The 21,383-nt window shown below is 60.9% G+C and carries 18 protein-coding genes; 9 read left to right on the forward strand and 9 right to left on the reverse strand.

The annotated features are described in order from the left end of the window. The first annotated feature begins 6 nt into the window (after positions 1-6). A complete protein-coding gene (locus MT962_RS07260) occupies positions 7-861 on the forward strand; it encodes an ABC transporter ATP-binding protein (protein ID WP_048887547.1) in 855 nt (284 codons plus the stop codon). Then, positions 821-1,687, forward strand: a complete 867-nt coding sequence (locus MT962_RS07265) for an ABC transporter permease (RefSeq protein ID WP_247365280.1) — start codon at positions 821-823, stop codon at positions 1,685-1,687. Before MT962_RS07260 ends, MT962_RS07265 begins: the two co-directional genes overlap by 41 nt. On the opposite strand, the gene MT962_RS07270 is transcribed toward MT962_RS07265, so the two are convergent. Then, on the reverse strand, positions 1,684-3,018 hold the full coding sequence (locus MT962_RS07270) for a DUF308 domain-containing protein (RefSeq protein ID WP_247365281.1): 1,335 nt from the start codon (positions 3,016-3,018) through the stop codon (positions 1,684-1,686). The two genes, MT962_RS07265 and MT962_RS07270, sit on opposite strands and share 4 nt — an antisense overlap. A gap of 179 nt (positions 3,019-3,197) precedes the next feature. Between MT962_RS07270 and MT962_RS07275 the strand changes: the two genes are divergently transcribed. The 4 genes from MT962_RS07275 (at position 3,198) to MT962_RS07290 (ending at position 6,575) form a co-directional block, all read left to right on the forward strand. Then, entirely contained in the window at positions 3,198-3,551 is a 354-nt protein-coding gene (locus MT962_RS07275; protein WP_024557584.1) for a metalloregulator ArsR/SmtB family transcription factor, read from the forward strand. 71 nt (positions 3,552-3,622) lie between these two features. Then, positions 3,623-4,903 carry an arsenic transporter gene (locus MT962_RS07280; RefSeq protein WP_024560567.1) on the forward strand — a complete coding sequence of 427 codons (1,281 nt, stop codon included), beginning with the start codon at positions 3,623-3,625 and terminating at the stop codon, positions 4,901-4,903. Between the two features lie 35 nt (positions 4,904-4,938). Further along, positions 4,939-5,367: a glutaredoxin-dependent arsenate reductase gene (gene arsC, locus MT962_RS07285; protein WP_029591696.1), complete on the forward strand. Its 429-nt coding sequence runs from the start codon at positions 4,939-4,941 to the stop codon at positions 5,365-5,367. 89 nt (positions 5,368-5,456) lie between these two features. After that, on the forward strand, positions 5,457-6,575 hold the full coding sequence (locus MT962_RS07290; protein ID WP_247365282.1) for an MFS transporter: 1,119 nt from the start codon (positions 5,457-5,459) through the stop codon (positions 6,573-6,575). Positions 6,576-6,669: 94 nt separating this feature from the next. Here the strand turns inward: MT962_RS07290 and MT962_RS07295 are convergent, their stop codons facing one another. Next, on the reverse strand, positions 6,670-7,725 hold the full coding sequence (locus tag MT962_RS07295; RefSeq protein WP_247365283.1) for a YncE family protein: 1,056 nt from the start codon (positions 7,723-7,725) through the stop codon (positions 6,670-6,672). 321 nt (positions 7,726-8,046) lie between these two features. Here MT962_RS07295 and pqqU point away from each other — a divergent pair, with 321 nt between their 5' ends. After that, on the forward strand, positions 8,047-10,170 hold the full coding sequence (gene pqqU / locus MT962_RS07300) for a TonB-dependent receptor PqqU (RefSeq protein ID WP_247365284.1): 2,124 nt from the start codon (positions 8,047-8,049) through the stop codon (positions 10,168-10,170). A 50-nt stretch (positions 10,171-10,220) separates the two neighbouring features. Here the strand turns inward: pqqU and MT962_RS07305 are convergent, their stop codons facing one another. Beyond that, positions 10,221-11,123, reverse strand: a complete 903-nt coding sequence (locus MT962_RS07305; RefSeq protein WP_247365285.1) for a LysR family transcriptional regulator — start codon at positions 11,121-11,123, stop codon at positions 10,221-10,223. A 116-nt stretch (positions 11,124-11,239) separates the two neighbouring features. Here MT962_RS07305 and MT962_RS07310 point away from each other — a divergent pair, with 116 nt between their 5' ends. Next, the gene (locus MT962_RS07310) at positions 11,240-11,794 is read left to right on the forward strand and encodes an SRPBCC domain-containing protein (protein WP_247365286.1); all 555 of its coding nucleotides are present in this window, start codon (positions 11,240-11,242) and stop codon (positions 11,792-11,794) included. A gap of 26 nt (positions 11,795-11,820) precedes the next feature. Here the strand turns inward: MT962_RS07310 and MT962_RS07315 are convergent, their stop codons facing one another. The 3 genes from MT962_RS07315 to MT962_RS07325 form a co-directional block, all read right to left on the reverse strand. Next, positions 11,821-12,660 carry a shikimate dehydrogenase gene (locus MT962_RS07315; RefSeq protein ID WP_247365287.1) on the reverse strand — a complete coding sequence of 280 codons (840 nt, stop codon included), beginning with the start codon at positions 12,658-12,660 and terminating at the stop codon, positions 11,821-11,823. A gap of 35 nt (positions 12,661-12,695) precedes the next feature. Further along, on the reverse strand, positions 12,696-14,006 hold the full coding sequence (locus tag MT962_RS07320; protein ID WP_024557575.1) for an MFS transporter: 1,311 nt from the start codon (positions 14,004-14,006) through the stop codon (positions 12,696-12,698). A gap of 93 nt (positions 14,007-14,099) precedes the next feature. Beyond that, positions 14,100-15,956 (reverse strand): sugar phosphate isomerase/epimerase and 4-hydroxyphenylpyruvate domain-containing protein, encoded by a 1,857-nt coding sequence (locus MT962_RS07325; RefSeq protein WP_247365288.1) that lies wholly within the window; start codon positions 15,954-15,956, stop codon positions 14,100-14,102. Positions 15,957-16,206: 250 nt separating this feature from the next. On the opposite strand from MT962_RS07325, the gene MT962_RS07330 reads away from it, so the two are divergent. After that, complete coding sequence (locus MT962_RS07330) at positions 16,207-17,808, forward strand: alpha-amylase family protein (RefSeq protein WP_247365290.1); 1,602 nt, start codon at positions 16,207-16,209, stop codon at positions 17,806-17,808. 1 nt (position 17,809) lies between these two features. On the opposite strand, the gene MT962_RS07335 is transcribed toward MT962_RS07330, so the two are convergent. The 3 genes from MT962_RS07335 to MT962_RS07345 form a co-directional block, all read right to left on the reverse strand. After that, entirely contained in the window at positions 17,810-18,799 is a 990-nt protein-coding gene (locus tag MT962_RS07335; RefSeq protein WP_024557572.1) for an SDR family oxidoreductase, read from the reverse strand. Positions 18,800-18,936: 137 nt separating this feature from the next. Then, entirely contained in the window at positions 18,937-20,898 is a 1,962-nt protein-coding gene (locus MT962_RS07340) for a methyl-accepting chemotaxis protein (RefSeq protein ID WP_024557571.1), read from the reverse strand. Between the two features lie 208 nt (positions 20,899-21,106). Further along, the gene (locus tag MT962_RS07345; protein WP_024557570.1) at positions 21,107-21,292 is read right to left on the reverse strand and encodes a hypothetical protein; all 186 of its coding nucleotides are present in this window, start codon (positions 21,290-21,292) and stop codon (positions 21,107-21,109) included. Between the last annotated feature and the right edge of the window lie 91 nt (positions 21,293-21,383).

Here is a 21,383-nt window from a genome sequence, read left to right on the forward strand (position 1 = left end):
GCAAGCATGACCGTAACCCACCCGAGCGGGCCGCTGTTGTCCGTTAACAATGTCGATCTGGAGTACCGCACCCGGCAAAGACGCGTGCGCGCCACCCATGAGGTCACGTTCGACGTCTGGCCCAACGACAGGTTTATTCTGCTTGGCCCCTCCGGGTGCGGGAAGTCGAGCCTGCTGAAGGCCATCGGCGGCTTTATGTCGCCGGTAGGCGGCGTTATCCAGCTTGAGGGTGACACTGTCACGCAACCGGGGCCGGAGCGGATGATGGTTTTTCAGGAATTCGACCAGTTGCCGCCCTGGAAAACGGTGGTGGAGAACGTCATGTTTCCGCTGGTCGCCAGCCGCAAGGCCAGCAAGGCCGAAGCGCGGGAGGTGGCGCTGCACTTTCTTGATAAAGTCGGGCTGGCGACATTCGCCGACGCGCTGCCGCATATGCTTTCCGGCGGCATGAAGCAGCGGGTGGCGATAGCCCGCGCGCTGGCGATGAAGCCGAAAGTGCTGTTAATGGATGAGCCTTTCGCCGCGCTGGACGCCCTGACCCGGCGCAAAATGCAGGAAGAGCTGCTCACGCTCTGGGACGAAGCGCGCTTTACGCTGCTGTTCGTCACCCACTCCATTGAAGAAGCGCTGGTGGTCGGCAGCCGTATTCTGGTGCTTTCGCCGCACCCAGGCCAGGTGCGCGCTGAGCTGAACTGCCACCAGTTCGGCATGGACGATTTCGGCAGCCCGGCGTTTCAGCATGCAGCGCAACATATTCACGATCTGCTTTTCCCGCCTGCGGTCACCCCGCACGCGCCCACGTCACACAAGGAGCCTGGTTATGTCGCCGCAGCCGCCCGTCCGTCCCGAGTATCAGCGTGAATTGAGCGCCCCGGCCGCCTTGAGGCTGGATGTGCCGCTGCCCCTCACCACCCGGTTGTGGAACCAGACGTGGCTGCGCAAAACGGTTATCGTCGCCCTGCTGCTGCTGGTGTGGGAAGTGGTCGCCCGGCTGCAAAACAACGACCTGATGCTGCCGGGCGTGGTGCAGACGCTGCGCGCCTGGGTTGAGGATATGCAAAGCGGCGAACTGCCTGGCAAGATAGCCAACTCCCTCGGCACGTTGTTAAAGGGCTATCTGATTGGCAGCGTACTGGCGCTGCTCTTCAGCGCGCTGGCTATCTCGACCCGGTTCGGGCGCGACTTGCTGAGCACGCTGACCGCGATGCTCAACCCGCTGCCCGCCATTGCCCTGCTGCCGCTGGCGCTGCTGTGGTTCGGTCTTGGCAAGGCCAGCCTGATTTTCGTGCTGGTGCACTCGGTGATGTGGCCGATTGCGCTCAACACCTGGTCTGGCTTTACCAGCGTGCCGGAAACGCTGCGCATGGCCGGGCGCAACTACGGCTTAAGCGGCCCGCGGCTGGTGCTTAATATTCTTATCCCGGCGTCGCTGCCGTCGATTATTTCCGGGCTGAAGATTGGCTGGGCCTTCGCCTGGCGTACGCTTATCGCCGCCGAGCTGGTGTTTGGCGCTTCCAGCGGCGACGGCGGTCTGGGCTGGTACATTTTCCAGAACCGCAACGAGCTTTTCACCGACCGCGTGTTCGCCGGTCTTGCCACGGTGATCGTGATTGGCCTGTTAGTGGAAGGGCTGGTCTTCGCCACCCTTGAAAAAGCCACCGTAAAACGCTGGGGAATGCAGCGCTAGCTCACGACGCGCATGCCTTTTCGCCGTCGCCATATCCTGGTGAGCGCCCGGCGGGCGGTATTAATCCACCCGGTCGGGCGCGGGTCCGCCAGCATGCTTAGCGCCCGGGCGTAATCGAGCACCAGCCCCGGCGTCCAGGCCATCGTCTGGCCGCGCTTGCGAATTTGCAAAGCCACCCACAGTTCCGGCGTGGTCATCAGTTTGCCAAAGGCTATCCAGAAGCCTTTACGCTGCCACAGCCGCCCCACGCACCCTTCCAGCGCCGCCTCCAGCCCCTTCGCCACGCTGCTTGAGCAGTTGCGATGCGTAAGATTGTAGGTGTTGTCCTGCCGGTAGCGACGCCAGAAGCGCTCAAGCCGCGCCGGGCTGTAATTGCGAATGCGCACCTGCCGCGTTGAGGGGCACCACTGCGCCGCTTCGCTGGCGTAGTCGCTGAGAAACCGCCCGGCCACGTTGTTCTCTTTGGTGGCGCGCAGCAGGCGGCCAAACTCATCCGGCGAGCGGTCAATCTCCTGCGCCGGATAAAGACTAATGTAAACGCCCTCCGGCGAGGCCAGCGCGGCATGGCCCGTGGAGATGACGCCCTGTTCATCCACCGCGGCGATATAGCGGCTGATAACCGGCCGCTGGCGCGCGCCGCCTGCGGCCGTGCCGGCAGGCGTCCAGACATGCACCGTCAGCGCCGGCTCATCCGCCGCGGGCGGCCCCTCCCACTGGGTGATAAGCGGCGCGCCCGGAATGCCCGCCTGCGCCGCCGGGTCGTCCATCGCCGGGTTGCGCTTCGCCCGTTTCGCCCGCCGCGCCAGCAGCATCAGGTTCCAGCCAGTAAAAGCGAGCCCCAGTCCCAGGCAATAGGGCACCACGCCCTGATAATGCGTCGGCCAGGGTTGATAAAAGAACACGGCAATCAACACTTCCACGACGCCGCCAACCAGCGCCAGCCGCCAGTTGGGGTAGCGCACCACGATGGCTGAAGCGATTTGCAGCGCGCCGTCGGCGAGAAACAGCGTGCCGAATAGCAACGACAGCACCAGGTCGCCTTCATGGTTGCCCGCAAGGATAAGCAATGCAGAGATAACGAAGGCGGCGCCTTTCACATAGCGCAGCCGCTTCTGACCGCCGATGCCGCTGCCCGCCACCAGAAGCGTGGCACCGCCCTCAATCAGCAGCAAAAGCGCAAAAGGCTCAATGGGAAAATAGAGCACGCCATCCAGCGCATCGATAAATATCACGGTGCCGGCAAGCAGCGTAAACGCGCCGAACCGGCGCAGGCCGCGCCAGTGGGAACGGAGAAAATCGACGCCGAGCAGGATCAGAATCAACCGTACCATTACGCCCTCTTTTGTGGACCGTTCAACGCCTGCGATTTCAGTTTTTCAAGCGTAGCTCAGCCTGCGCGCCTTCGCTGCCCTGGCGCAGGCGGCAGCATTAACATATACGCTTATCCAAATATGATGTTGACATCATCATGCCTGAAGACGAGACTTGGCGCTCTGAATGCGGAGGCGCGATGAATTCACTTACCCCCCTTAAACTGTTTAAATCGCTGTCGGACGACACGCGCCTGACGCTGGTCTTACTGTTACGAGAAAAAGGCGAACTGTGCGTGTGCGAACTCTCTGGCGTGATGAGAGAGCCGCAACCTAAAACGTCGCGACATCTGGCTTTGCTGAAGGAATGCGGGCTGCTTTGCGACCGGCGCGACGGAAAATGGATCTACTATCGGCTCTCGCCTCACATGCCCGCCTGGGCCGCCGCCGTAATAGAACAGGCGTACCAGTGTCAGCGTGAAGATATTCGCCGCTTAAGCCGACAGGCAGAAAAAGAGAACGCCACCACTAACGGCAAAGCTGTTTGTCTGTAAAAACACATTCACTTATTCATATTTGATGGAATAGCGCGCGCGTTGTTCATTTGACGGGTAAAGGAGAAACTATGCTACTGGCAGGCGCCATTTTCGTTTTCACGCTGACGCTGGTTATCTGGCAGCCCAAAGGGCTTAGCATCGGCTGGAGCGCGCTTATCGGCGCCGCGCTGGCGCTGCTGACCGGGGTGGTCAGCATTGGCGATATACCCACCGTCTGGCAGATTGTCTGGAACGCCACGGCGACTTTTATCGCGGTTATTATCATTAGCCTGCTGCTGGATGAGTCGGGCTTCTTCGAATGGGCGGCGCTGCATGTCGCCCGCTGGGGCAATGGCCGTGGCAAAAGGCTTTTCACGTTTATTATCCTACTCGGCGCCGCTGTGGCCGCCCTCTTCGCCAATGACGGCGCGGCGCTTATCCTGACGCCTATCGTTATTGCGATGCTGCTGGCGCTGGGCTTCAGCCAGGGCGCGACGCTGGCGTTTGTCATGGCGGCGGGTTTTATTGCCGACACCGCCAGTCTGCCGCTGATTGTGTCGAACCTCGTGAATATCGTCACCGCAGATTTCTTTAAGCTTGGCTTCAGCGATTACGCGTCGGTGATGCTGCCGGTTAACGCCGCCTCCGTGCTGGCGACGCTGGTGATGCTGCATCTCTTCTTTCGACGAGAAATCCCCGCCGTCTATGATATGGCAAAACTCAAAGCGCCCCGCGAAGCGATTCGCGACCGCCGCACCTTCAGAACGGGGTGGATAGTGCTGGTTCTGCTGCTGGTTGGCTTTTTCGCGCTGGAGCCGCTCGGGGTGCCCGTAAGCCTGGTGGCGGCGACGGCGGCGCTGATCCTCTGGCTGGTGGCTCGCCGGGGTGAGGTCATCGACACCCGTAAAGTGCTGAAGGGCGCGCCCTGGCAAATTGTCATTTTCTCGCTGGGCATGTACCTGGTAGTCTATGGGCTGCGCAACGCGGGGCTTACGGAGTGGCTCTCCCTCGCCCTTAATCGCATGGCGGAGCATGGCCTCTGGGGCGCGACGCTTGGCACCGGCTTTCTCACCGCCTTTCTCTCATCGGTAATGAATAACATGCCCACCGTGCTGGTAGGCGCGCTTTCCATCGACGGCAGCAGCGCGCAGGGCGTGATAAAAGAGGCGATGATTTACGCCAACATCATCGGCTGCGATTTAGGGCCGAAAATCACGCCGGTTGGCAGCCTCGCGACGCTGCTATGGCTCCATGTTCTGGCGCAAAAAAATATCACTATCCGCTGGGGATATTATTTCCAGGTGGGCGTGACGATGACGCTGCCCATTCTTTTCGTCACGCTAAGCGCGCTGGCGTTGCGTCTGCTTTAGTAACAATACGGGGACGTCCCCCTTCAGAGGTTCTCATGACTGACATCACGATTTATCACAACCCCGGCTGCGGCACATCACGAAATACCCTCGCGCTGATCCGCAACAGCGGCGTGGAGCCCACTATCATTCTGTATCTTGAAACACCGCCAACGCGTGATGAACTGCGTAAGCTCATCACCGCGATGGGGATAAGCGTGCGCGACCTGCTGCGTAAAAATACCGAGCCTTATGAAACGCTGGGACTTGCCAGCGCGCAACTGGACGACGAGGCGCTGCTGGACGCCATGCTGGCGCACCCGGTGCTTATCAACCGTCCGATTGTGGTAACCCCGCTCGGCACCCGGCTTTGCCGCCCGTCTGAAGCGGTGCTGGATATTCTCCCCGATCCGCAGCGCGGCCCTTTTACCAAAGAGGATGGCGAAGTGGTAATTGATGAGAAAGGGCAACGGGTGCGCCCGTAGTGCTTACCGTGCGGCCCGGATAATCCGCTCGCTGCACCTCTGCTCTGCCGTTGTCATCTATGCTCAAAGGAAAGCGGCGGGAGAAAACCATGCAGGCGTTGCGGGGAAAAGCTGGCGTTATTACAGCAGTGATGGTGTTTGGGCTGACCTATGGCTTAACCGCGCCGCTGGTCTCCCTGCGACTGAGCGCGGCGGGCTACAGCGAAGGCTGGATTGGCCTGAACGCGGCGATGCATGCGGTGGGGGTGTTCGCCATAGCCCCCCTGCTGCCCGCGCTTTGCCGCCGCTTCTCGCCGCAGGCGCTGATGCGCTTTTCCCTGTTCGCTATTTTTCTCGCGCTCTGCCTGTTCCCCTTTCTGTCGCTCGCAAGCTGGTTCGCGCTGCGCCTGCTGCTGGGCGCTTTCAGCGAAATTATTCTGGTGGTCACCGAGACGTGGCTTAATCACGTGAGCGTGGAGCGCGCGCGGGCGACTACCCTGGCCTGGTATATGGCGAGCCTGTCGCTGGGTTTTGCGCTCGGGCCGTTTTTGCTGCTGGCGGGCAGCGGCACGCTGCCCTTTTTCTATGGCGCGCTGCTGGCGCTGGCGGCGGCGCTTATCCTGCTGCGGCGCAGAAACGAGGCGCCGCTGGCGCAGGAAAAAGCGGGCGCATTCTGGCGCTACCTGGCTCTCGCGCCGCTGGCGATGGCCGCCACGCTGCTAAATGCCGCGCTGGAAGCGGCAGGCATGAACCTGCTGGTGATTTACGCCATGAACCTTGGCTGGAGCGAAAAGCTGGCCACTGCGCTGCTCAGCGTGCTGATGCTCGGTGCGATTGTGCTGCAACTGCCGGTAGGCTGGCTGGCGGATCGGTTCGATCGCGCTCGACTGGTGGTGATGTTCGCCGCCGTTTCGACGCTCGGCGCGCTGGCCTGGCCGTGGGCGCTGCGCGTGGCGCCGCTCGCCTGGGTATTGATGTTTCTCTGGGGCGGCGCGTTTGTCGCCATTTACACGCTGGTTATCACGCAGGTGGGCGAACGCTTTTCCGGCACGGCGCTGACGGGCGTTTATGCGGCCATGTCGATAATGTGGGGCGCCGGCGCGCTGGTCGGCCCTTCGCTTGCCGGGCTCGCCATGAATGCCGGCGCTCACGGCTTGCCCTGGCTCGCGGCGGCGCTGTGCGGCGCCTTTACGCTTTATGCATGGTGGATGACAAGGCGAGCGGCGTAGCCTGTCGCTCCTCACCCCGCCACGCTTTCCCCAACGGGGCGAGAGAACACCCGCGAGCGCCCAACAATGAAGCCGGGCAGCCGTTCAGGCCATCTTACAGCGCAATGCGCACCACATCATCCGGGCTGGTCGCCTCTTTCTGGCGGCTGGAAGCCTGCTTCACGCTGACATACAGCGTTTTGCCGTCTGCGGAAAGCGCCAGGCTGTTTGGATGGGTCGGCGTTTCGACGGTTTTTATCACTTTATAATGCTTCGCGTCGATGATGCTGACGCTGCCCGCTTCGCGGTGCGTTACGTAAACTTCATTGCGCGCCGGGTTGAACAGCACGGCGAGCGATTTCGGCGCGGCGATTTTCTGTATCACGTTGCCGTTTTTCGTATCCACCACCAGCAGTTGCGCCTGCTTCGCATCGGTGACGAAAGCGCGGTGGTTAGCGGTATCAAGCGCCAGGTTCAGGTACATGTGCTCGCCCTCTTCCTGCAATTTTTTGCGGGAAACGACGCGGTTGTTGCTGGTGTCGATGGTGATGAACTCGCCGTCGGCGTTGGTGGTGTAAAGGCGTTTCGCCGCCGCATCCAGCGCCAGGCCGGTATTCATTTTGCCAAGGTCAGTAATGGTGGTGCGAAGCGTCAGCGTTTCGCCGTCCACCACCCACACCACGCTCGCTTTGCCGAGACCGCCGATGTAAACGGTATTCGTCGCTTCATCCACGGCCAGCTCTCGCGGCTGCAAAGGGCGCGCCGTCTCTGAACGTTGAGTGGGGTCGAGCACCAGGCGCCCTTTCACCTCCGCCGTTTTTGCGTCAATCGCCGTCACCGCGCCATTCACCGTATTGCCGAAGTAAAGCGTATTGGTTTTGGTGTTGATAGCCGCGCCGAACGGTTTGATGTCGTTATGAATAATTTGCGTGATTTCAAGCGTGGCGGGGTCCAGACGGTAGACCACGCCACCTTTATCAAGCGAGCGGCTCTGCGACGTCGCCAGATAAAGCGCCTGCTCTGTCGGGCTGTAGACCATCTCATAGGCGCCTTTGCCTACCGGCTTGCGCAGCAGCGCATCCGCGGCGTGGCTGGTGAAGGTGGTAAAGGCGGTGGCGAACAGCAGCGCGCCCAGCAGCGCGCGCGGCGCGGACAGATGAGATAATTGCATAAAGACTCCCTTTTAAAATAGGCGGTAGTAGTGATGTCACATTGCTTCCGTACGGGTCGCCGGGGTGCCTGCCGCCGGGCTATTTTGTTGAGAATAATAATCATTATTTTATTAAAAGGGGATCTTTTTCTGCCGTACCGCCTTGTACAGGACAAAACCCGGACGAGAATGGCCGTTGCGGAAGTTTCGGCTACACTTTGCTGACTGCACATAGCTGTTAACGATATGTGCCGTTTGGCTTTTCAAAAATTTACATAAAGTTTAACATAGCAACGTATGTTCCATCTGGTTCGTCCCTGAACCCCTAACCCGGTTTGTTGAATGAAAATCTCCCGTGCCGCGAAAGCGCCTCTGTGGTTGCTGCCCGCCGTTTTCTCACCCTGCTTTATCGCCAGCGCCTCCGCGGCTGATGAGCAGACGATGGTTGTTACCGCCACCCCCGGCACCGTTTCCGAGCTGGATACGCCAGCGGCGGTGAGCGTGGTTTCCGGCGAAGACCTGCGTCACGCCGCGCCGCGCGTCAACCTGTCGGAAAATCTCGGCAGCGTGCCGGGCCTGCAAATCCAGAACCGTCAAAACTACGCGCAGGATTTACAGCTGTCGATGCGCGGGTTTGGCTCCCGCTCCACGTATGGCGTGCGCGGCATCCGCATGTATGTTGACGGTATTCCGGCCACCATGCCGGACGGCCAGGGTTATACCTCTAACTTCGATTTAAACAGCATCGACAGCGTGGAAGTGCTGCGCGGCCCCTTCTCCGCGCTCTATGGCAACGCCTCCGGCGGCGTGATTGACGTGAAAACCGAAACCGGCGCCCAGCCGCCGAAAATCGAAGCGGGCACCTGGTACGGCAGCTACGGCAGCGTGCGCTACGGCCTGAAAGCCACGGGAGCGACGGGCGACGGCACCCAGGCGGGGGATGTGGATTACTCGGTTTCCACGACCCGTTTCACCACGCACGGCTACCGCGACCACAGCGGCGCGCGTAAAAACCTCGCTAACGCGAAGCTTGGCGTGCGTCTGGATGACGCCAGCAAGCTGACGCTGATTTTCAACAGCGTCGATATCAAGGCCAACGATCCGGGCGGTCTGAGCCGTGACGAATGGAAAGAGAACCCGCGCCAGTCGCCGCGCGGCGATCAGTACAACACGCGTAAGAGCACCAAACAGACCCAGGCGGGCCTGCGCTACGATCGCGCGCTGAGCGAAAATGATGACATCAGCGTGATGGCTTATGCTGGCGAACGTGAAACCGTGCAGTATCAGTCTATTCCGCGGGCGCCGCAGCTGAACCCGACGCACCCTGGCGGCGTTATCAACCTCACCCGTCATTACCAGGGGATCGACAGCCGCTGGACGCACCGCGGCGACCTGGGCGACGTGCCATTCAGCTTCACCACCGGCCTTAACTACGAAAACCTCATCGAGAAGCGTAAAGGCTATGAGAACTTCTCAATGGTGAACGGCGCGCCGGTTTTTGGCGAAAAGGGCAGCCTGCGCCGCGACGAGCGCAACCTGATGTGGAACGTCGACCCGTACCTGCAAACCAGCTGGCAGCTCACCGACAAGCTGAGCCTGGACGCGGGCGTGCGTTACAGCAACATCTGGTTCGACTCTAACGATCATTACGTTACCGCCCGCAACGGCGACGACAGCGGCGAAGCGAACTACCACAAATGGCTGCCGGCGGGATCGCTGAAATATGCCCTCACCGACGCGTGGAACGTCTATGTTTCCGCCGGTCGCGGTTTCGAAACGCCGACCATCAACGAGCTCTCCTACCGGGCAGGCGGTATCAACGGCCTGAACCTGGATCTGAAGCCTTCCACCAGCGACACCGTGGAGATCGGCAGCAAAACCCGCATCGGCAACGGCCTGCTGACCGCCGCGCTGTTCCAGACTGATACTGACAATGAGATTGTGACCGACACCAGCAGCGGCGGGCGCACCACCTACAAGAACGCCGGGAAAACCCGTCGTCAGGGCGTGGAGCTGGGGCTGGATCAGCAGTTTGGCGACGCGTGGAAGCTGAAAGCGGCGTGGACCTATCTCAACGCCACCTACCGCACCGACGTGTGCAACGGCGACGTTAACTGTAACGGCAACCGCATGCCGGGCATTGCGCGCAATATGGTTTACGCCTCCATGGGTTACGAGCCGGAAACCGGCTGGTACGCGGGCGGCGACGTGCGCTACATGAGCAGCATCATGGCCGATGACGAAAACACCGCTAAAGCGCCTTCCTACACCACGGTTGGCCTGAACACCGGCTACAAAGTGAAAAAAGGCAACTGGATGCTGGACGTGTTTGGCCGCGTGGACAACCTGTTTGACCGCGATTACGTCGGCTCCGTTATCGTGAACGAAGGCAACGGCCGTTACTACGAACCCGCTCCGGGCCGTAACTACGGCGTAGGCGCGGCAGTGACCTACAGCTTCGAATAACCCCCGAAAACCCTCAGAGGCGGTACGGCGCTTGCGCCTGCCGCCTCGCTTTATTCTCCTTCCCCACACACCTCAAACAGCACTTCCCGCAGCCAGCGGTGCGCGGGGTGATGGTGCGTGCGTTCATGCCAGGCGGCGGCTTTCGTGAAGCCGGGAATGGCGAGCGGCGGCGCGAAGGTCAGCAGCTTGTCCTCTTCACGCAGCAGCCGACGCGGCACCACCGCCAGCAGGTCGGTCTCTTTGAGTAACGAAACCAGAAACAAGAAGCTGTCTACCGACAGGCTCACCCGCCGCGTTAACCCTTTCTCCGCCAGCGCCCGGTCGGCCGCGCCGTGGAACGGATCGCCAAAATAAGAGACCAGCGCCTGGTCGAGTTCGCAGAAGCGCTCAAGGCTCAGCTGCTCGCCCGCCGCCGGGTGTTGGGCGCGCATCGCGCAGACATACTCTTCATCGTAAAGCCTGCGGGCGTGCAGCGCTTGCGGCGCGGTCTGGGTGGTAACAATGGCGAGGTCGATTTCCCCTTTTTCCAGCAGCTGACGCACGTTCATTTCGTCTATCTGCCGCACCGCCAGGCGCATGGCGGGCGCCCGCTTGCGCAGTTCGCGGGTAAAAGGCTCGACGATGGCGCGCAGCGCGTAGTCGGTGGCGGCAAGGGTGACGGTGAGCGTAGAGGTGCGCGGGTCGAAATCCTCCGGCTGAAGCAGCGCCTGGATGTCATGCAGGATGCGCTTCACCGGCTGCGCCAGCTCCAGCGCCCGGGCGGTGGGGATAACGCCGCGCTGGGCGCGGACAAAAAGCGGGTCGTTAAAGCTTTCGCGAAGGCGGGTGAGCATGGCGCTTACCGCAGGCTGCGTCAGCGCCAGCCGGTCCGCCGCGCGGGTGACGTTCCGCTCATCCAGCAGCGCATCCAGCGTCATGAGCAGGTTAAGATCGAGATGATGAAGGTCGCGCATCGCTCGCCCCTTTTCAGAAATAAATTCAGGTTATACCTGATATTAAAATTGACGATTGGTTTTATATCACAGCCATTTTTAAGATGCCCTCCTCCAACGAAGATGAGGAAGCGACCATGAACAGCATTATCTGGCCGGAAAAATATACCCCCGGCACCACCGACAATTTTGTTTCCAACGAAGTGATTGTGGCGAATCTTAGCGCCCGCGAGGTCTGGACATATCTGGTCGATACCCGCTGGTGGCCGGGTTATTACGAGAACGTGTCAGATATCCATTTTTACGATGCGACCGGCCCGCAGCTTGCAGCCAACAGCCGCTTTCGCTTCACCACGTTCCGCTTTCCGGTAGAGGCGCAGGTTGTTGAATTTATACCGCCCGCAGAGGGCCAGCCTGCCCGCCTCGCCTGGCGCGGTTGGGTGGAAGGCGATGAAGATAAGGCGCTCGATGCGCTGCACGCCTGGCTGATTGAAGAGTTACCTGGGGCACGCGTGCGCATCCTTACCCAGGAGAGCCAGACAGGCAAACCGGCGCAGCAGCTTGCGGCCACCACGCCAAACCCGATGCTGAATGCCCATCAGGCGTGGCTGGACGGCCTTGCGAAAACGGCGCTTGCGCAAAAAGGCTTACCGGCAATAAAAAAGCGCGGCATGGGTTCGCAGAATAGGTAGCGAAGCGCCCCTTTTTTACGCAACCGCTAATAGCGAATCTCCGCCGTCTGGCGCAGCTCTTCGGCAGTTGCCGCAGGCAAACCGAAAAACGCCAGATAAGCGGGGATCATCTCAAACAGCATGTCCACGCCCTGCTGGGTGACGCAGCCGCGCTCCCGGGCGGCCTGTAAAAATGGCGTCACGGCGCTTTTCATCACCACTTCGCCGACAAAACAGCCGGGGGTAAGGCGCGAGACATCCAGCGGCAGCGGGTCGCCTGGCTGCATGCCGAGCGGTGTGGCGTTAACCACGATGTCATGCCCCTGCGGGTCGCGCTCGCCAACCGTCACCTGAAGCGCCGGATAGTGCTGTCGCAAGCGCTGCGCCAGCGCCTCGCCGCTCTCCCGGCAGGTATCGAACAGCGTCAACGCCGTCACGCCCGCCGCCGCCAGCGACGCGCTAATCGCGCTCCCCACGCCGCCGCTGCCCACCACCAGCGCGCGCTTGCCTTGCGCCGGCTGGCCTTTTTGCAGCATGCCGCGCACAAAGCCTTCGCCGTCAAACATGTCGCCTTCCAGCTCGCCCGCTTTATTCAGGCGTACGGCGTTGCAGGCGCCCGCTATCTGCGCCGTCGGGCTAAGGCTGTCCACCAGTGCGGTGGTGGCGACTTTGTGCGGCATGGTGATAAGCGCACCGATCACATTGGTGGTGCGAAACAGCGAACGCAGCAGTTCCGGATAGGCTTCCGGCTTAACGCCCATCGGCATCACGTTGATGTCCAGACCGTTCGCCGCAAACCACGGGTTGTAAATCATCGGCGCTTTGAAGCTCTCGGTGGGAAAACCGAGGTGCGCTATCAGGCGGGTGTGTCCACTAATCATAAGCATCCTTACGCGGCAGCGCAGCGCGCCGCCGCACTGCGTTAATCCAGCTCGATGCGTTTCACATCGCCAAGAATAAAGAGGTAGGAGACGACGCCCAGCAACGCCGCGCCGCCGACATAAATCAGCGCATAGAAGAAATTGCCGGTGCCGGCGACAATAAAACCAATCACCAGCGGCGTGACGACCGACGCCATGTTAGTGCAGAAGTTGAACAGGCCGCCCGTCAGCCCGGCGAGGTTTTTCGGCGCCATATCGGAAACCAGCGTCCAGCCCAGCCCTACCATTCCCTGGCCGAAAAAGGCCAGCGACATGATGGCAATAACGCCCGCATCCGTCGGCATCCAGTTTGCCAGAATGATGGTGCTGGCAAGCAGCAGCCCGGTAACGATGGGCAGCTTGCGCGCCACGTTGGCGGAGCCGGTTGCCTTCAGCAGCTTGTCGGAGATAAAGCCGCCCGCCAGTACGCCCACCGCGGCGGAAAGAAACGGCATGATGGCGAAGAACCCCACTTTCAGCCATGGCAGTTGCCGCTCGGTCGCGAGGTAGGTAGGAAACCAGGTAAGGAAGAAGACCAGCGTGGTGTTGCCGGCGAACTGGCCGATGCCCGCGCCTATCATCTGGCGGCACTTCAACAGCTTGCCGACGTTGCTCCAGTTGAAATGCATTTTCGGTTCAGGCCCGGCTTCGCCGCGCCCGCCGATATACTCAAGCTCCGCCTGGTTGGCGCTGCGGGAGTTTTCCGGCTCGTGGTATCTGACCCACCACACCCCGGCGAAGAGAATGCCCACCACGCCGGTGACGATAAACAGCGCCCGCCAGCCGAAGCTCTCCATTATCCAGAACAGCAGCGGCGCGAAAGCCGCCAGGCCAACGTACTCCCCCACGGTGTAAACCGCCGTGGCGCGGGCGCGTTCATGCTGCGGGAACCATTTCCCCACCACCCGGCTGTTGACCGGAAAACAGGGCGCTTCGCTGATGCCCAGCCCCAGGCGGCAAAGCAGCAGCGTTTTCAGGCCCAGGGTCATGCCGTGCAGCAGCGTGAACACAGACCAGAAGACCAGCGAAAGCGCATAGGTAATTTTGTTGCCGAAGCGGTCGAGAAACATGCCGCCCGGAATTTGCATCACCGCATAAGTCCAGGCAAAGGCGGAAAAGACGATGCCCATGGTGGCGGCGTTGATGCCGAGGTCGCGGCTCACTTCCGGCGCGGCGATGCCAAGCACGGTGCGGTCGAGATAGTTAATCATCGTCCCCACCGCCAGCAGGGCGAGGATCCCAAGCCGGGTGCGGGTGCGCTTCACGCTCCCCGCCTGCGGGGCGGCGATATCGCCCGGTTGCAAGGTTGTCATGTTGTTATCCTTTTTATGCAGGTTACAGAGTTATTCTTATGCGATGTTCTGTTTCTCGCCCGCCCTGAACCTTCTGGTCCACGGCGGGTTATGCTACTGATGTGTTTGCATGGCGGCAAGCCGAACGGCGGCATTGCTTGCGCCGTATTGCTGGTAATCTCCCTTACGCTCCACTATTTCAAAGAAAAAGCGCCCCTCGCGAAATGGCGGCGTGTAGATATGCAAAAACGCGTTGCCGCGATCGTCGCGCTCATAAAGCGCCTGCAGCGCAGGCAGCGTCGCCAGCAGCCCGCCGCTCTCGCCGTAGCGCGCCAGCAGGTCGTCGTAATAGTTGGCTGGCACCGCAAGCGGCTGCATACCCTGCGCTTCCAGCCGTGTCACGGTGGTCAGCAGATCGTTCGCGGCGAACGCGACGTGCTGAAGCCCGCTGCCCTGATAGCTCGCCACCGAGCGGGCAATCTGCGTGTCGCGGCTCTGGGACATATTGAGCGGCAGCCGGATGGTGCGGCACGGGCTGTGCAGCACCTGGCTGCGCACCAGCCCATACGGGTCCGGCAGGCTGTACTCGCTGTCGAGCTCAAAACCGAACACCGAGCGAAAGAACATTACCCAGTTGTCGCGGCTGCCTTCCGGCAGGCCAAGCGCCAGATGGTCGATACCGGTGAAATCTTTATTCGGCGTCGGTTGCAGATGAAAATCGGCGTGCCAGCCCTCTTCGCCTGCCGATTCAATCAGGTAGATAAGGCTGCCGTCAGGGGCGCAGATGGCGGGCAGCTCACGCTCGTCCGGCCCGTGCGCCTCCTGCCAGAGCGGATAGCCATAATCCTGCGCCCGCTTAAGCAGTTGCGCCGCGCCCTTCACCCGCCAGGCCTGCGCGCATAGCGATACGCCGTGGCGCTGGTAGAAGTTATCCGCCCAGCTGTGGGGCTGGTGGTTGATAATGACGTTGGCTCCGCCGTTGCGCCACAGCTCAACCTTTTTCGAGCGATGTTCGCCCGCCTGGGCAAAACCGAGCGGGCGCAGCGCCGCGCCAAGGGCGCAAGCGTCGTCTTCGCTTGCGGCGAATTCGATAAACTCCACGCCGTCGTAGCGGGCGAGCGGCGCCGAGGAAAAGAGCGGCGCGTCGCTATCCGGCAGACGCTTGCGGGTCTGCTCCTCAAGCCAGAGCAGCGAGCGGTAGCCATCTTTCGCCGTGGGCGCGGTGGGAAACGCGCGAAAACCGTCGTTGAAGATCTCCAGCGACCAGGGGCCGCGGTAGCCTTTGGCGGTGAGGTCGCGGGCGAACTCCGCCAGCGGCAGCTCGCCCTGGCCCGGGAAGCAGCGGAAATGGCGGCTCCACTCCAGCACATCCATTTTCATCAGCGGCGCGTCGGCAAGTTGCAAAAAGGTGATTTTCTCCACCGGAATATCTTCCATTGCGCCAAGCCGGTCGCCGCGCGCGAGGATATGAAAGCTGTCGAGCACGATGCCGAGCGCCGGGCTGTCGACCGCCTTCACCCGCGCCCAGGCGTCGCGAAAACGGTTTACGTGTGTGCCCCAGGCCAGCGCTTCGTAGCCCACTTCTATCGCAAACTGCTGCGCCAGCGCGGCGATCTCCGCGAGATCGCTAACCTGCAAATCAAAGCTCGATGAGGTTTGCGGCGACACGTTGCTGCACAGCAGCATTTTGTCGCAGCCCAGCTGCTGCATCAGGTCGAACTTGCGGCGCGCGCGCTCCAGGTTGGCGGCGAACTGCTGGCGCGACATGCCTTCGAAATCGCGAAACGGCTGGAACAGCGTGATGGTAAGCCCCAGGTCAGCGCACATCTGGCGCACGTCGGCGGGCGAGCCGGGGTAATAAAGGAGGTCGTTTTCAAAAATCTCCACACCGTCGAACCCGGCGGCGGCAATGGCGTTAAGTTTCTCCGGCAGCGTTCCGGAGACAGAAACGGTCGCAATTGAACGTTGCATGTTGATCTCTCACAGCTTAAGGGTGAGATTCAGAATTGTATCAACTGGTTCATTATGCAAATAAAAAGTTAAATAAATGTGATTTGATATGCCGTTTTTCTGTACAGATCTGTGTCCATCTGGTGTACAGCTCACGAAATGGCGGTGAAAACGGAGGTAAACAATGTTCAGCCGACACCCGTCTTCCCTGCCTGGTTCACAGCACCGCCTATACTGAAACCTTCCCTCTTTTATTGTGAAGGAGCCGCTTATGGGGCGCGTCTGGCACCAGAACGCAGTGATATATCAGATAGATCCCAGCCGCTTTTACGACAGCAACGGCGATGGCTGGGGCGATATTCGCGGCATTATCCAGAAGCTGGATTACATTGCCTCGCTCGGCGTCACGGCGCTGTGGCTCACGCCTTTTTATGTCTCGCCCCGGCGGGACAACGGCTACGACGTAGAAGACCATCTCTCCATCGACCCGCGTCTTGGCGAGCCGGAGGATATCGACTGGCTGCTGGCCGAAGCGCGCAAGCGGGATATGCGGGTGATTATCGAACTGGTGGCGCAGCACACCTCTGACACCCACTACTGGTTTCAGGAGGCGCGTAAAAACGAAAGCGGCCCCTACCGGGACTACTACCTGTGGTCGAAAAACGGCGGGCCGGATGAGCCCAGGCCGATGTTTCCCACCGTTGAGCCGCATATCTGGCGCTGGGACGACGAAGCGCAAAGCCATTACCGTCACCTCTTTTATCACCACGAGCCGGACCTTAACCTCGCCAATCCGCACGTGCTGCACGAGGTTGACCGCATTCTCGAACACTGGGTGGAAAAAGGGGTGGCGGGTTTTCGCATCGATGCCGCGTCGCACATGGTGGAACAGGCGGGTAACGGCGATAAAGAAAAGGGCTACCGATTTTTCAACCACGTTCACGCCCTGCTGGAACGTCACCGTCCGGAGCTGATGCTGCTGGGTGAGGTGGACGTTAACGTTGACGAGTTCACCCACTATTTCGGCGACGGCGACCGTCTTACCACCCTGCTTAATTTCTGGATCAACAAAAATATTTTTCTGGCGCTGGCGCGGGAAAACGCGCAGCCGCTGGTCGCCGCGCTCAACGAGCTGCCGCTGCCGCCGGAGCATGGCGGCTACTGCTTCTGGCTTCGCAACCATGATGAACTGGATATGGAAGACCTGAGCGAAGAAGATTTTAACTTCGTCATGGATAAATACGCCCCCGACGAGAATATGCGCATCTACGGGCGCGGCATCCGCCGCCGTCTGGCGCCGATGCTTGATGGCGACGAGCGCCACCAGGCGCTGGCCCACGCCCTGCTCTTTTCGCTGCCCGGCACGCCTGCTGTTCGCTACGGCGCGGAGACAGGCATGGGGGATAACCTGAGCCAGCCGGAGCGCGAATCGGTACGCTCGCCGATGCAGTGGAACGATTCACCCGGCGCCGGCTTTTCCACCGCCCGCCCGGCGCGTTTTGTCTCGCCCCTGATTACGGACGGGCCGTTCGGTTATCAAAAAATTAATGTTGAGGAGCAACTGGCGCGGGAAGACTCCCTGCTGCACCGCATCCGCCGCATTGCTGAAACCTGGCGCACGCTGCCGGAAGTCTGTTACCACCATTTCCACCCTTTCACCGTGCCGCAGCAGAGCGTTTTCGCCGCCCGCTATCAGGGCGAAGGCTACGCCACGCTGATGTTCGCCAACCTGAGCGCTGAGCCGGTTGTCGTCGAGCTGGGGGAGTTGAATCTGCAAGAGGCGGTGGAAATTCTGGCGGACGGGGAATATCCGCCAGTTTCCCGTGAACTGGCGCTAAACGGCCACGGTTACCGCTGGCTGCGCCTGCGCTAAGTTAACGGCGCCGGCAAAGCCCGCGCAGCACCAGCCCGACTACCGCCACCGCCGCCACGCCCATGACCCTTGAATCTACCGATATCGCTTTTGCGCGGGCCTGGCGGTCGAACCGGCCGTGGGCCTGGTGCCCATTCTCCAGCGGGCGGAACAGATAATCGTCACGCATTGCCGGTTCTATCTCATCCGTAAGCTGCCCCTGCCAGGCCTTTTTCGCCAGCATACGGTCCAGCAGGCCGGGGAAAAACATATTGCCGACAATGGACATGATGGTGCTTTTGCCAAGCCAGACCTCGCGGGGCGTTAGTCGCGCCACGGCGGCGTTATAAATCGCTTTTGCCGCCACTTCCGGCTGATAGACCGGCGCCACGGGCTGCATCCGGTGATGAAATTTATTACGCGCCCAGTTGAACTGGGTGGTGTTCACCGCCGGTAACTGCACCATGGTTAGCCGCACGCCGCTCTTTTGATGCAGCAGCTCGCAGCGCAGCGAATCGGTGAAGGCGCGCACCGCCGCCTTCGCGCCGCAGTAGGCAGACTGCAACGGGATGGAGCGCAGCGCCAGCGCGGAGCCGACCTGCACAATGGTGCCGCTGTTGCGCTCCTGCATGTAGCGCAGCGCCGCGCGCGTGCCGTTGACGGTGCCAAGATAGGTCACTTCCGTTACGCGGCGATACTCATCGGCGCTCATCTCTTCCACCGGCGCCAGCACCGTGGTCATCGCGCAGTTTATCCAGACCGCGATGGGGCCAAGCTCCTCTTCCACGCGCTGGGCCGCGTTGCTTATCTGCTGCGGGTCGGCCACGTCGGCGCTGACGCCAAGCGCCCTGCCGCCGTGGCGCTCAAGCTCCTTTACCGTATCCGCAATACCCTGTTCTCCCCGGGCAATGACAGCGACGTCATAGCCTGAAGCCGCAAAATAGTCTGCCGTCGCGCGTCCGACACCTGAACTTCCGCCGGTCACGACAGCGACAAAGGCGTTTTTTGTCATGTCGTTATCCTGATTTATTGAAGGTAACAAAAGCTTAGTACAGGAGGGGACGTCGCGCCCCGGACAACCGCGACGCCGCGAGCGGAAAAAACAGAAAAAAACGCCCGGCGAACCGGGCGTTTTCAGAGGCGTTCAGATCAAAAGGTCGTCCAGCCCTCATCCAGCGTAGCGGCGCGTTTCGCTGCAGGCTGCGGGGCCGCAGGGCGGCTTTGCGGCGCTGGGGGGCTTAGCGGCGCTTTCGCGCGCGCCGCCCTGGCCGCTGCGTCGTTTTCCGCCAGACGGAATGTCGCCACCAGTTGCGCCAGCAGGCTCGCCTGCTCTTCCAGGGCCTGGGCGGAAGTGGACGAGGCCATGACCAGTTGCGCGTTCTGCTGGGTGGTGGCGTCCAGTTCGCTCACGGCGCGGGAGATCTGCTCAATGCCGCGGCTCTGCTCTTCGGAGGCGGAAGAAATTTCGCCCATAATGTCGTTCACCCGGGTAACGGAGCTCACCACCTGCTCAATGGTTTCGCCTGCGCGGGCGGCGCGTTCGCTGCCGGTTTTGATGCGATTGACCGATTCATCAATCAGCAGGGCGATATCTTTCGCCGCCTGCGAGCTGCGGCTCGCAAGGCTTCTGACTTCGCTTGCCACCACCGCAAAGCCGCGCCCCTGCTCGCCCGCACGCGCCGCTTCCACCGCGGCGTTGAGCGCCAGGATGTTGGTCTGGAAGGCGATGCTGTTAATCACTGCGGTGATATCCGCAATTTTCTGCGAGCTGGCGGAGATGTCGCCCATGGTTTTCACCACATCGCGCACCACGTCGCCGCCCTGGCTCGCGGTTTGCGACGCCTCTGCGGCGATTTTACTGGCGTGGCGGGCGTTGTCAGCGTTGTTTTTCACCGTCGCGGTCAGCTGCTCCATGCTGGCGGCGGTTTGCACCACCGCTGCCGCCTGCTGCTCGGTGCGCGAAGAGAGATCGCTGTTGCCGGTGGCGATATCGCTGGCGGCGCTGGCGACGCGGGAGACGCTCTGGCGTACATCGCCGATGATAGCCCGCAGACGGGCGTTCATACCGCCCATCGCGTGGGTAAGCTGACCCAGTTCATCTTTGCGATCGGTTTGAATCTCTGCGCTCAGATCGCCGCTGGCGATGCGTTCCGCCAGCGCCAGGTTATGCGTCAGCGGACGGGTTATCTGACGGATAATGTAAACCGCTACCAGCAGGCCGAACAGGATAGCCAGCGCGCCGATAATAATGGCGGTTGTGGATGAGTTATACGCCAGTTCGTCGTTCTGAACTTTCACCTGGGCGATAATCTGCTTGATGGCCGCGCTGCTCTGGTCGCCTGCGGTTTTCACCGTGTCTTCCGCCGCTTTCAGCTGGCTCCAGCCTTCATAGTAACGCGTGCTGAGATCGCGATAGCGCGTGGTGTCGCTCCATAAGGACTGGAACGGCGCCTGCAGCGACGGGTCCAGCTCGCTCATCAGCGTATTAAGCTGCGTTTGCGCCGCATTGTAGCTTTGCCTGAGCCCCTGGAGCGCCGCTTCATTGCCGCCGAGTCGCAGCGCCAGAGCGTGGTCGCGCACGCTGCTGATAGCAAACAGCAGATCATAAATTTTATAGGACTGCGCCGGGTCGGCGACGGGCGTGCGGATAAGCTGACCGAAGCGCTCAGCCTCTTCTTTCGCCGTCATCTCATCAAGCGACGCCCGCACACCGTTGAGCGCATCCGTGGCTTTCGCCATCGCCACAATGCTGCTGTCGAAGGCCGCCAGCGCGCGGTCGATATCGCTGATAATTGTTTTTTCATCCGCATCCCAGGAGAGCGCCTGCGCGCCTGCGGTCAGCTCGCGGGCATGCTGAACATAGTTCGCCATGGTCTGGCGGGCTTTGTCGTCGCCGCTGTAGAAGTATTTCAGGCGATTGATTTTGGCCTGAAAGATTTCAATGTTGATTTCATAAACCAGGTTGGTTTTTTGATAGACGTCGCGGATCGCCATGAAGCGAACCACGCTCAGCGCCGTGGCTAACGCCACCAACAACAGCACCAGGCCGAAACCCAGCGACAGCTTGCGCGCGATGCGGATATTTCGTAATCGGGATACCAGACCAGCCATCCTGCCTCTCCTTGTTATTGTGCGGACGCTTTTTAGCGCCTGGAAAGGTTATCGGTTGCGTGGCCAGAATATTGAGTATCTTTCGTGCAAAGCGGTGAAAAAAAGGCCTTTCGCCCGAAAGCGTCGTCAGACGCCGCCGGAGAAAGGCCCTTTTGCCGCCACGCACAGTTCGTTCCAGTAGCGCAGCCGGATCCCGCGTCGCAACGCGCTATCGATTGCGATACCAGACCGGATCGATATTGCCGAAATCAATGCCATAGAGATGCCCTGTGGGAATAAAAGATTCGAGCATACGGGTGCTGTCGTTACTGCTGCGTGGCAGCAGCAACGCCCGTGCGGCGCGGCGTATGCGCCGGGTCAGCCTGCGCGAGGTCTGTGCGGTTAAGAAAGCCATCGCCTCCTCCTGTTTCTGATGCATTGACAATCAGTAAAGCGTCGGGGAGGCGCAAAGGGAAACAATCATTTCAACAGTCGTTAGCGAAAAA

This window comes from Franconibacter sp. IITDAS19 (assembly GCF_023079515.1).
GTDB classification, from domain to species: Bacteria; Pseudomonadota; Gammaproteobacteria; order Enterobacterales; family Enterobacteriaceae; genus Franconibacter; species Franconibacter pulveris.

Excerpts from the sequence above, each read along its gene's own strand:
- MT962_RS07260 (WP_048887547.1), top strand. The coding sequence starts at position 7 with ATGACCGTAACCCACCCGAGCGGGCCGCTGTTGTCCGTTAACAATGTC.
- MT962_RS07265 (WP_247365280.1), top strand. The coding sequence starts at position 821 with ATGTCGCCGCAGCCGCCCGTCCGTCCCGAGTATCAGCGTGAATTGAGC.
- MT962_RS07270 (WP_247365281.1), bottom strand. The coding sequence starts at position 3,018 with ATGGTACGGTTGATTCTGATCCTGCTCGGCGTCGATTTTCTCCGTTCC.
- MT962_RS07275 (WP_024557584.1), top strand. The coding sequence starts at position 3,198 with ATGAATTCACTTACCCCCCTTAAACTGTTTAAATCGCTGTCGGACGAC.
- MT962_RS07280 (WP_024560567.1), top strand. The coding sequence starts at position 3,623 with ATGCTACTGGCAGGCGCCATTTTCGTTTTCACGCTGACGCTGGTTATC.
- arsC (WP_029591696.1), top strand. The coding sequence starts at position 4,939 with ATGACTGACATCACGATTTATCACAACCCCGGCTGCGGCACATCACGA.
- MT962_RS07290 (WP_247365282.1), top strand. The coding sequence starts at position 5,457 with ATGCAGGCGTTGCGGGGAAAAGCTGGCGTTATTACAGCAGTGATGGTG.
- MT962_RS07295 (WP_247365283.1), bottom strand. The coding sequence starts at position 7,725 with ATGCAATTATCTCATCTGTCCGCGCCGCGCGCGCTGCTGGGCGCGCTG.
- pqqU (WP_247365284.1), top strand. The coding sequence starts at position 8,047 with ATGAAAATCTCCCGTGCCGCGAAAGCGCCTCTGTGGTTGCTGCCCGCC.
- MT962_RS07305 (WP_247365285.1), bottom strand. The coding sequence starts at position 11,123 with ATGCGCGACCTTCATCATCTCGATCTTAACCTGCTCATGACGCTGGAT.
- MT962_RS07310 (WP_247365286.1), top strand. The coding sequence starts at position 11,240 with ATGAACAGCATTATCTGGCCGGAAAAATATACCCCCGGCACCACCGAC.
- MT962_RS07315 (WP_247365287.1), bottom strand. The coding sequence starts at position 12,660 with ATGCTTATGATTAGTGGACACACCCGCCTGATAGCGCACCTCGGTTTT.
- MT962_RS07320 (WP_024557575.1), bottom strand. The coding sequence starts at position 14,006 with ATGACAACCTTGCAACCGGGCGATATCGCCGCCCCGCAGGCGGGGAGC.
- MT962_RS07325 (WP_247365288.1), bottom strand. The coding sequence starts at position 15,956 with ATGCAACGTTCAATTGCGACCGTTTCTGTCTCCGGAACGCTGCCGGAG.
- MT962_RS07330 (WP_247365290.1), top strand. The coding sequence starts at position 16,207 with ATGGGGCGCGTCTGGCACCAGAACGCAGTGATATATCAGATAGATCCC.
- MT962_RS07335 (WP_024557572.1), bottom strand. The coding sequence starts at position 18,799 with ATGACAAAAAACGCCTTTGTCGCTGTCGTGACCGGCGGAAGTTCAGGT.
- MT962_RS07340 (WP_024557571.1), bottom strand. The coding sequence starts at position 20,898 with ATGGCTGGTCTGGTATCCCGATTACGAAATATCCGCATCGCGCGCAAG.
- MT962_RS07345 (WP_024557570.1), bottom strand. The coding sequence starts at position 21,292 with ATGGCTTTCTTAACCGCACAGACCTCGCGCAGGCTGACCCGGCGCATA.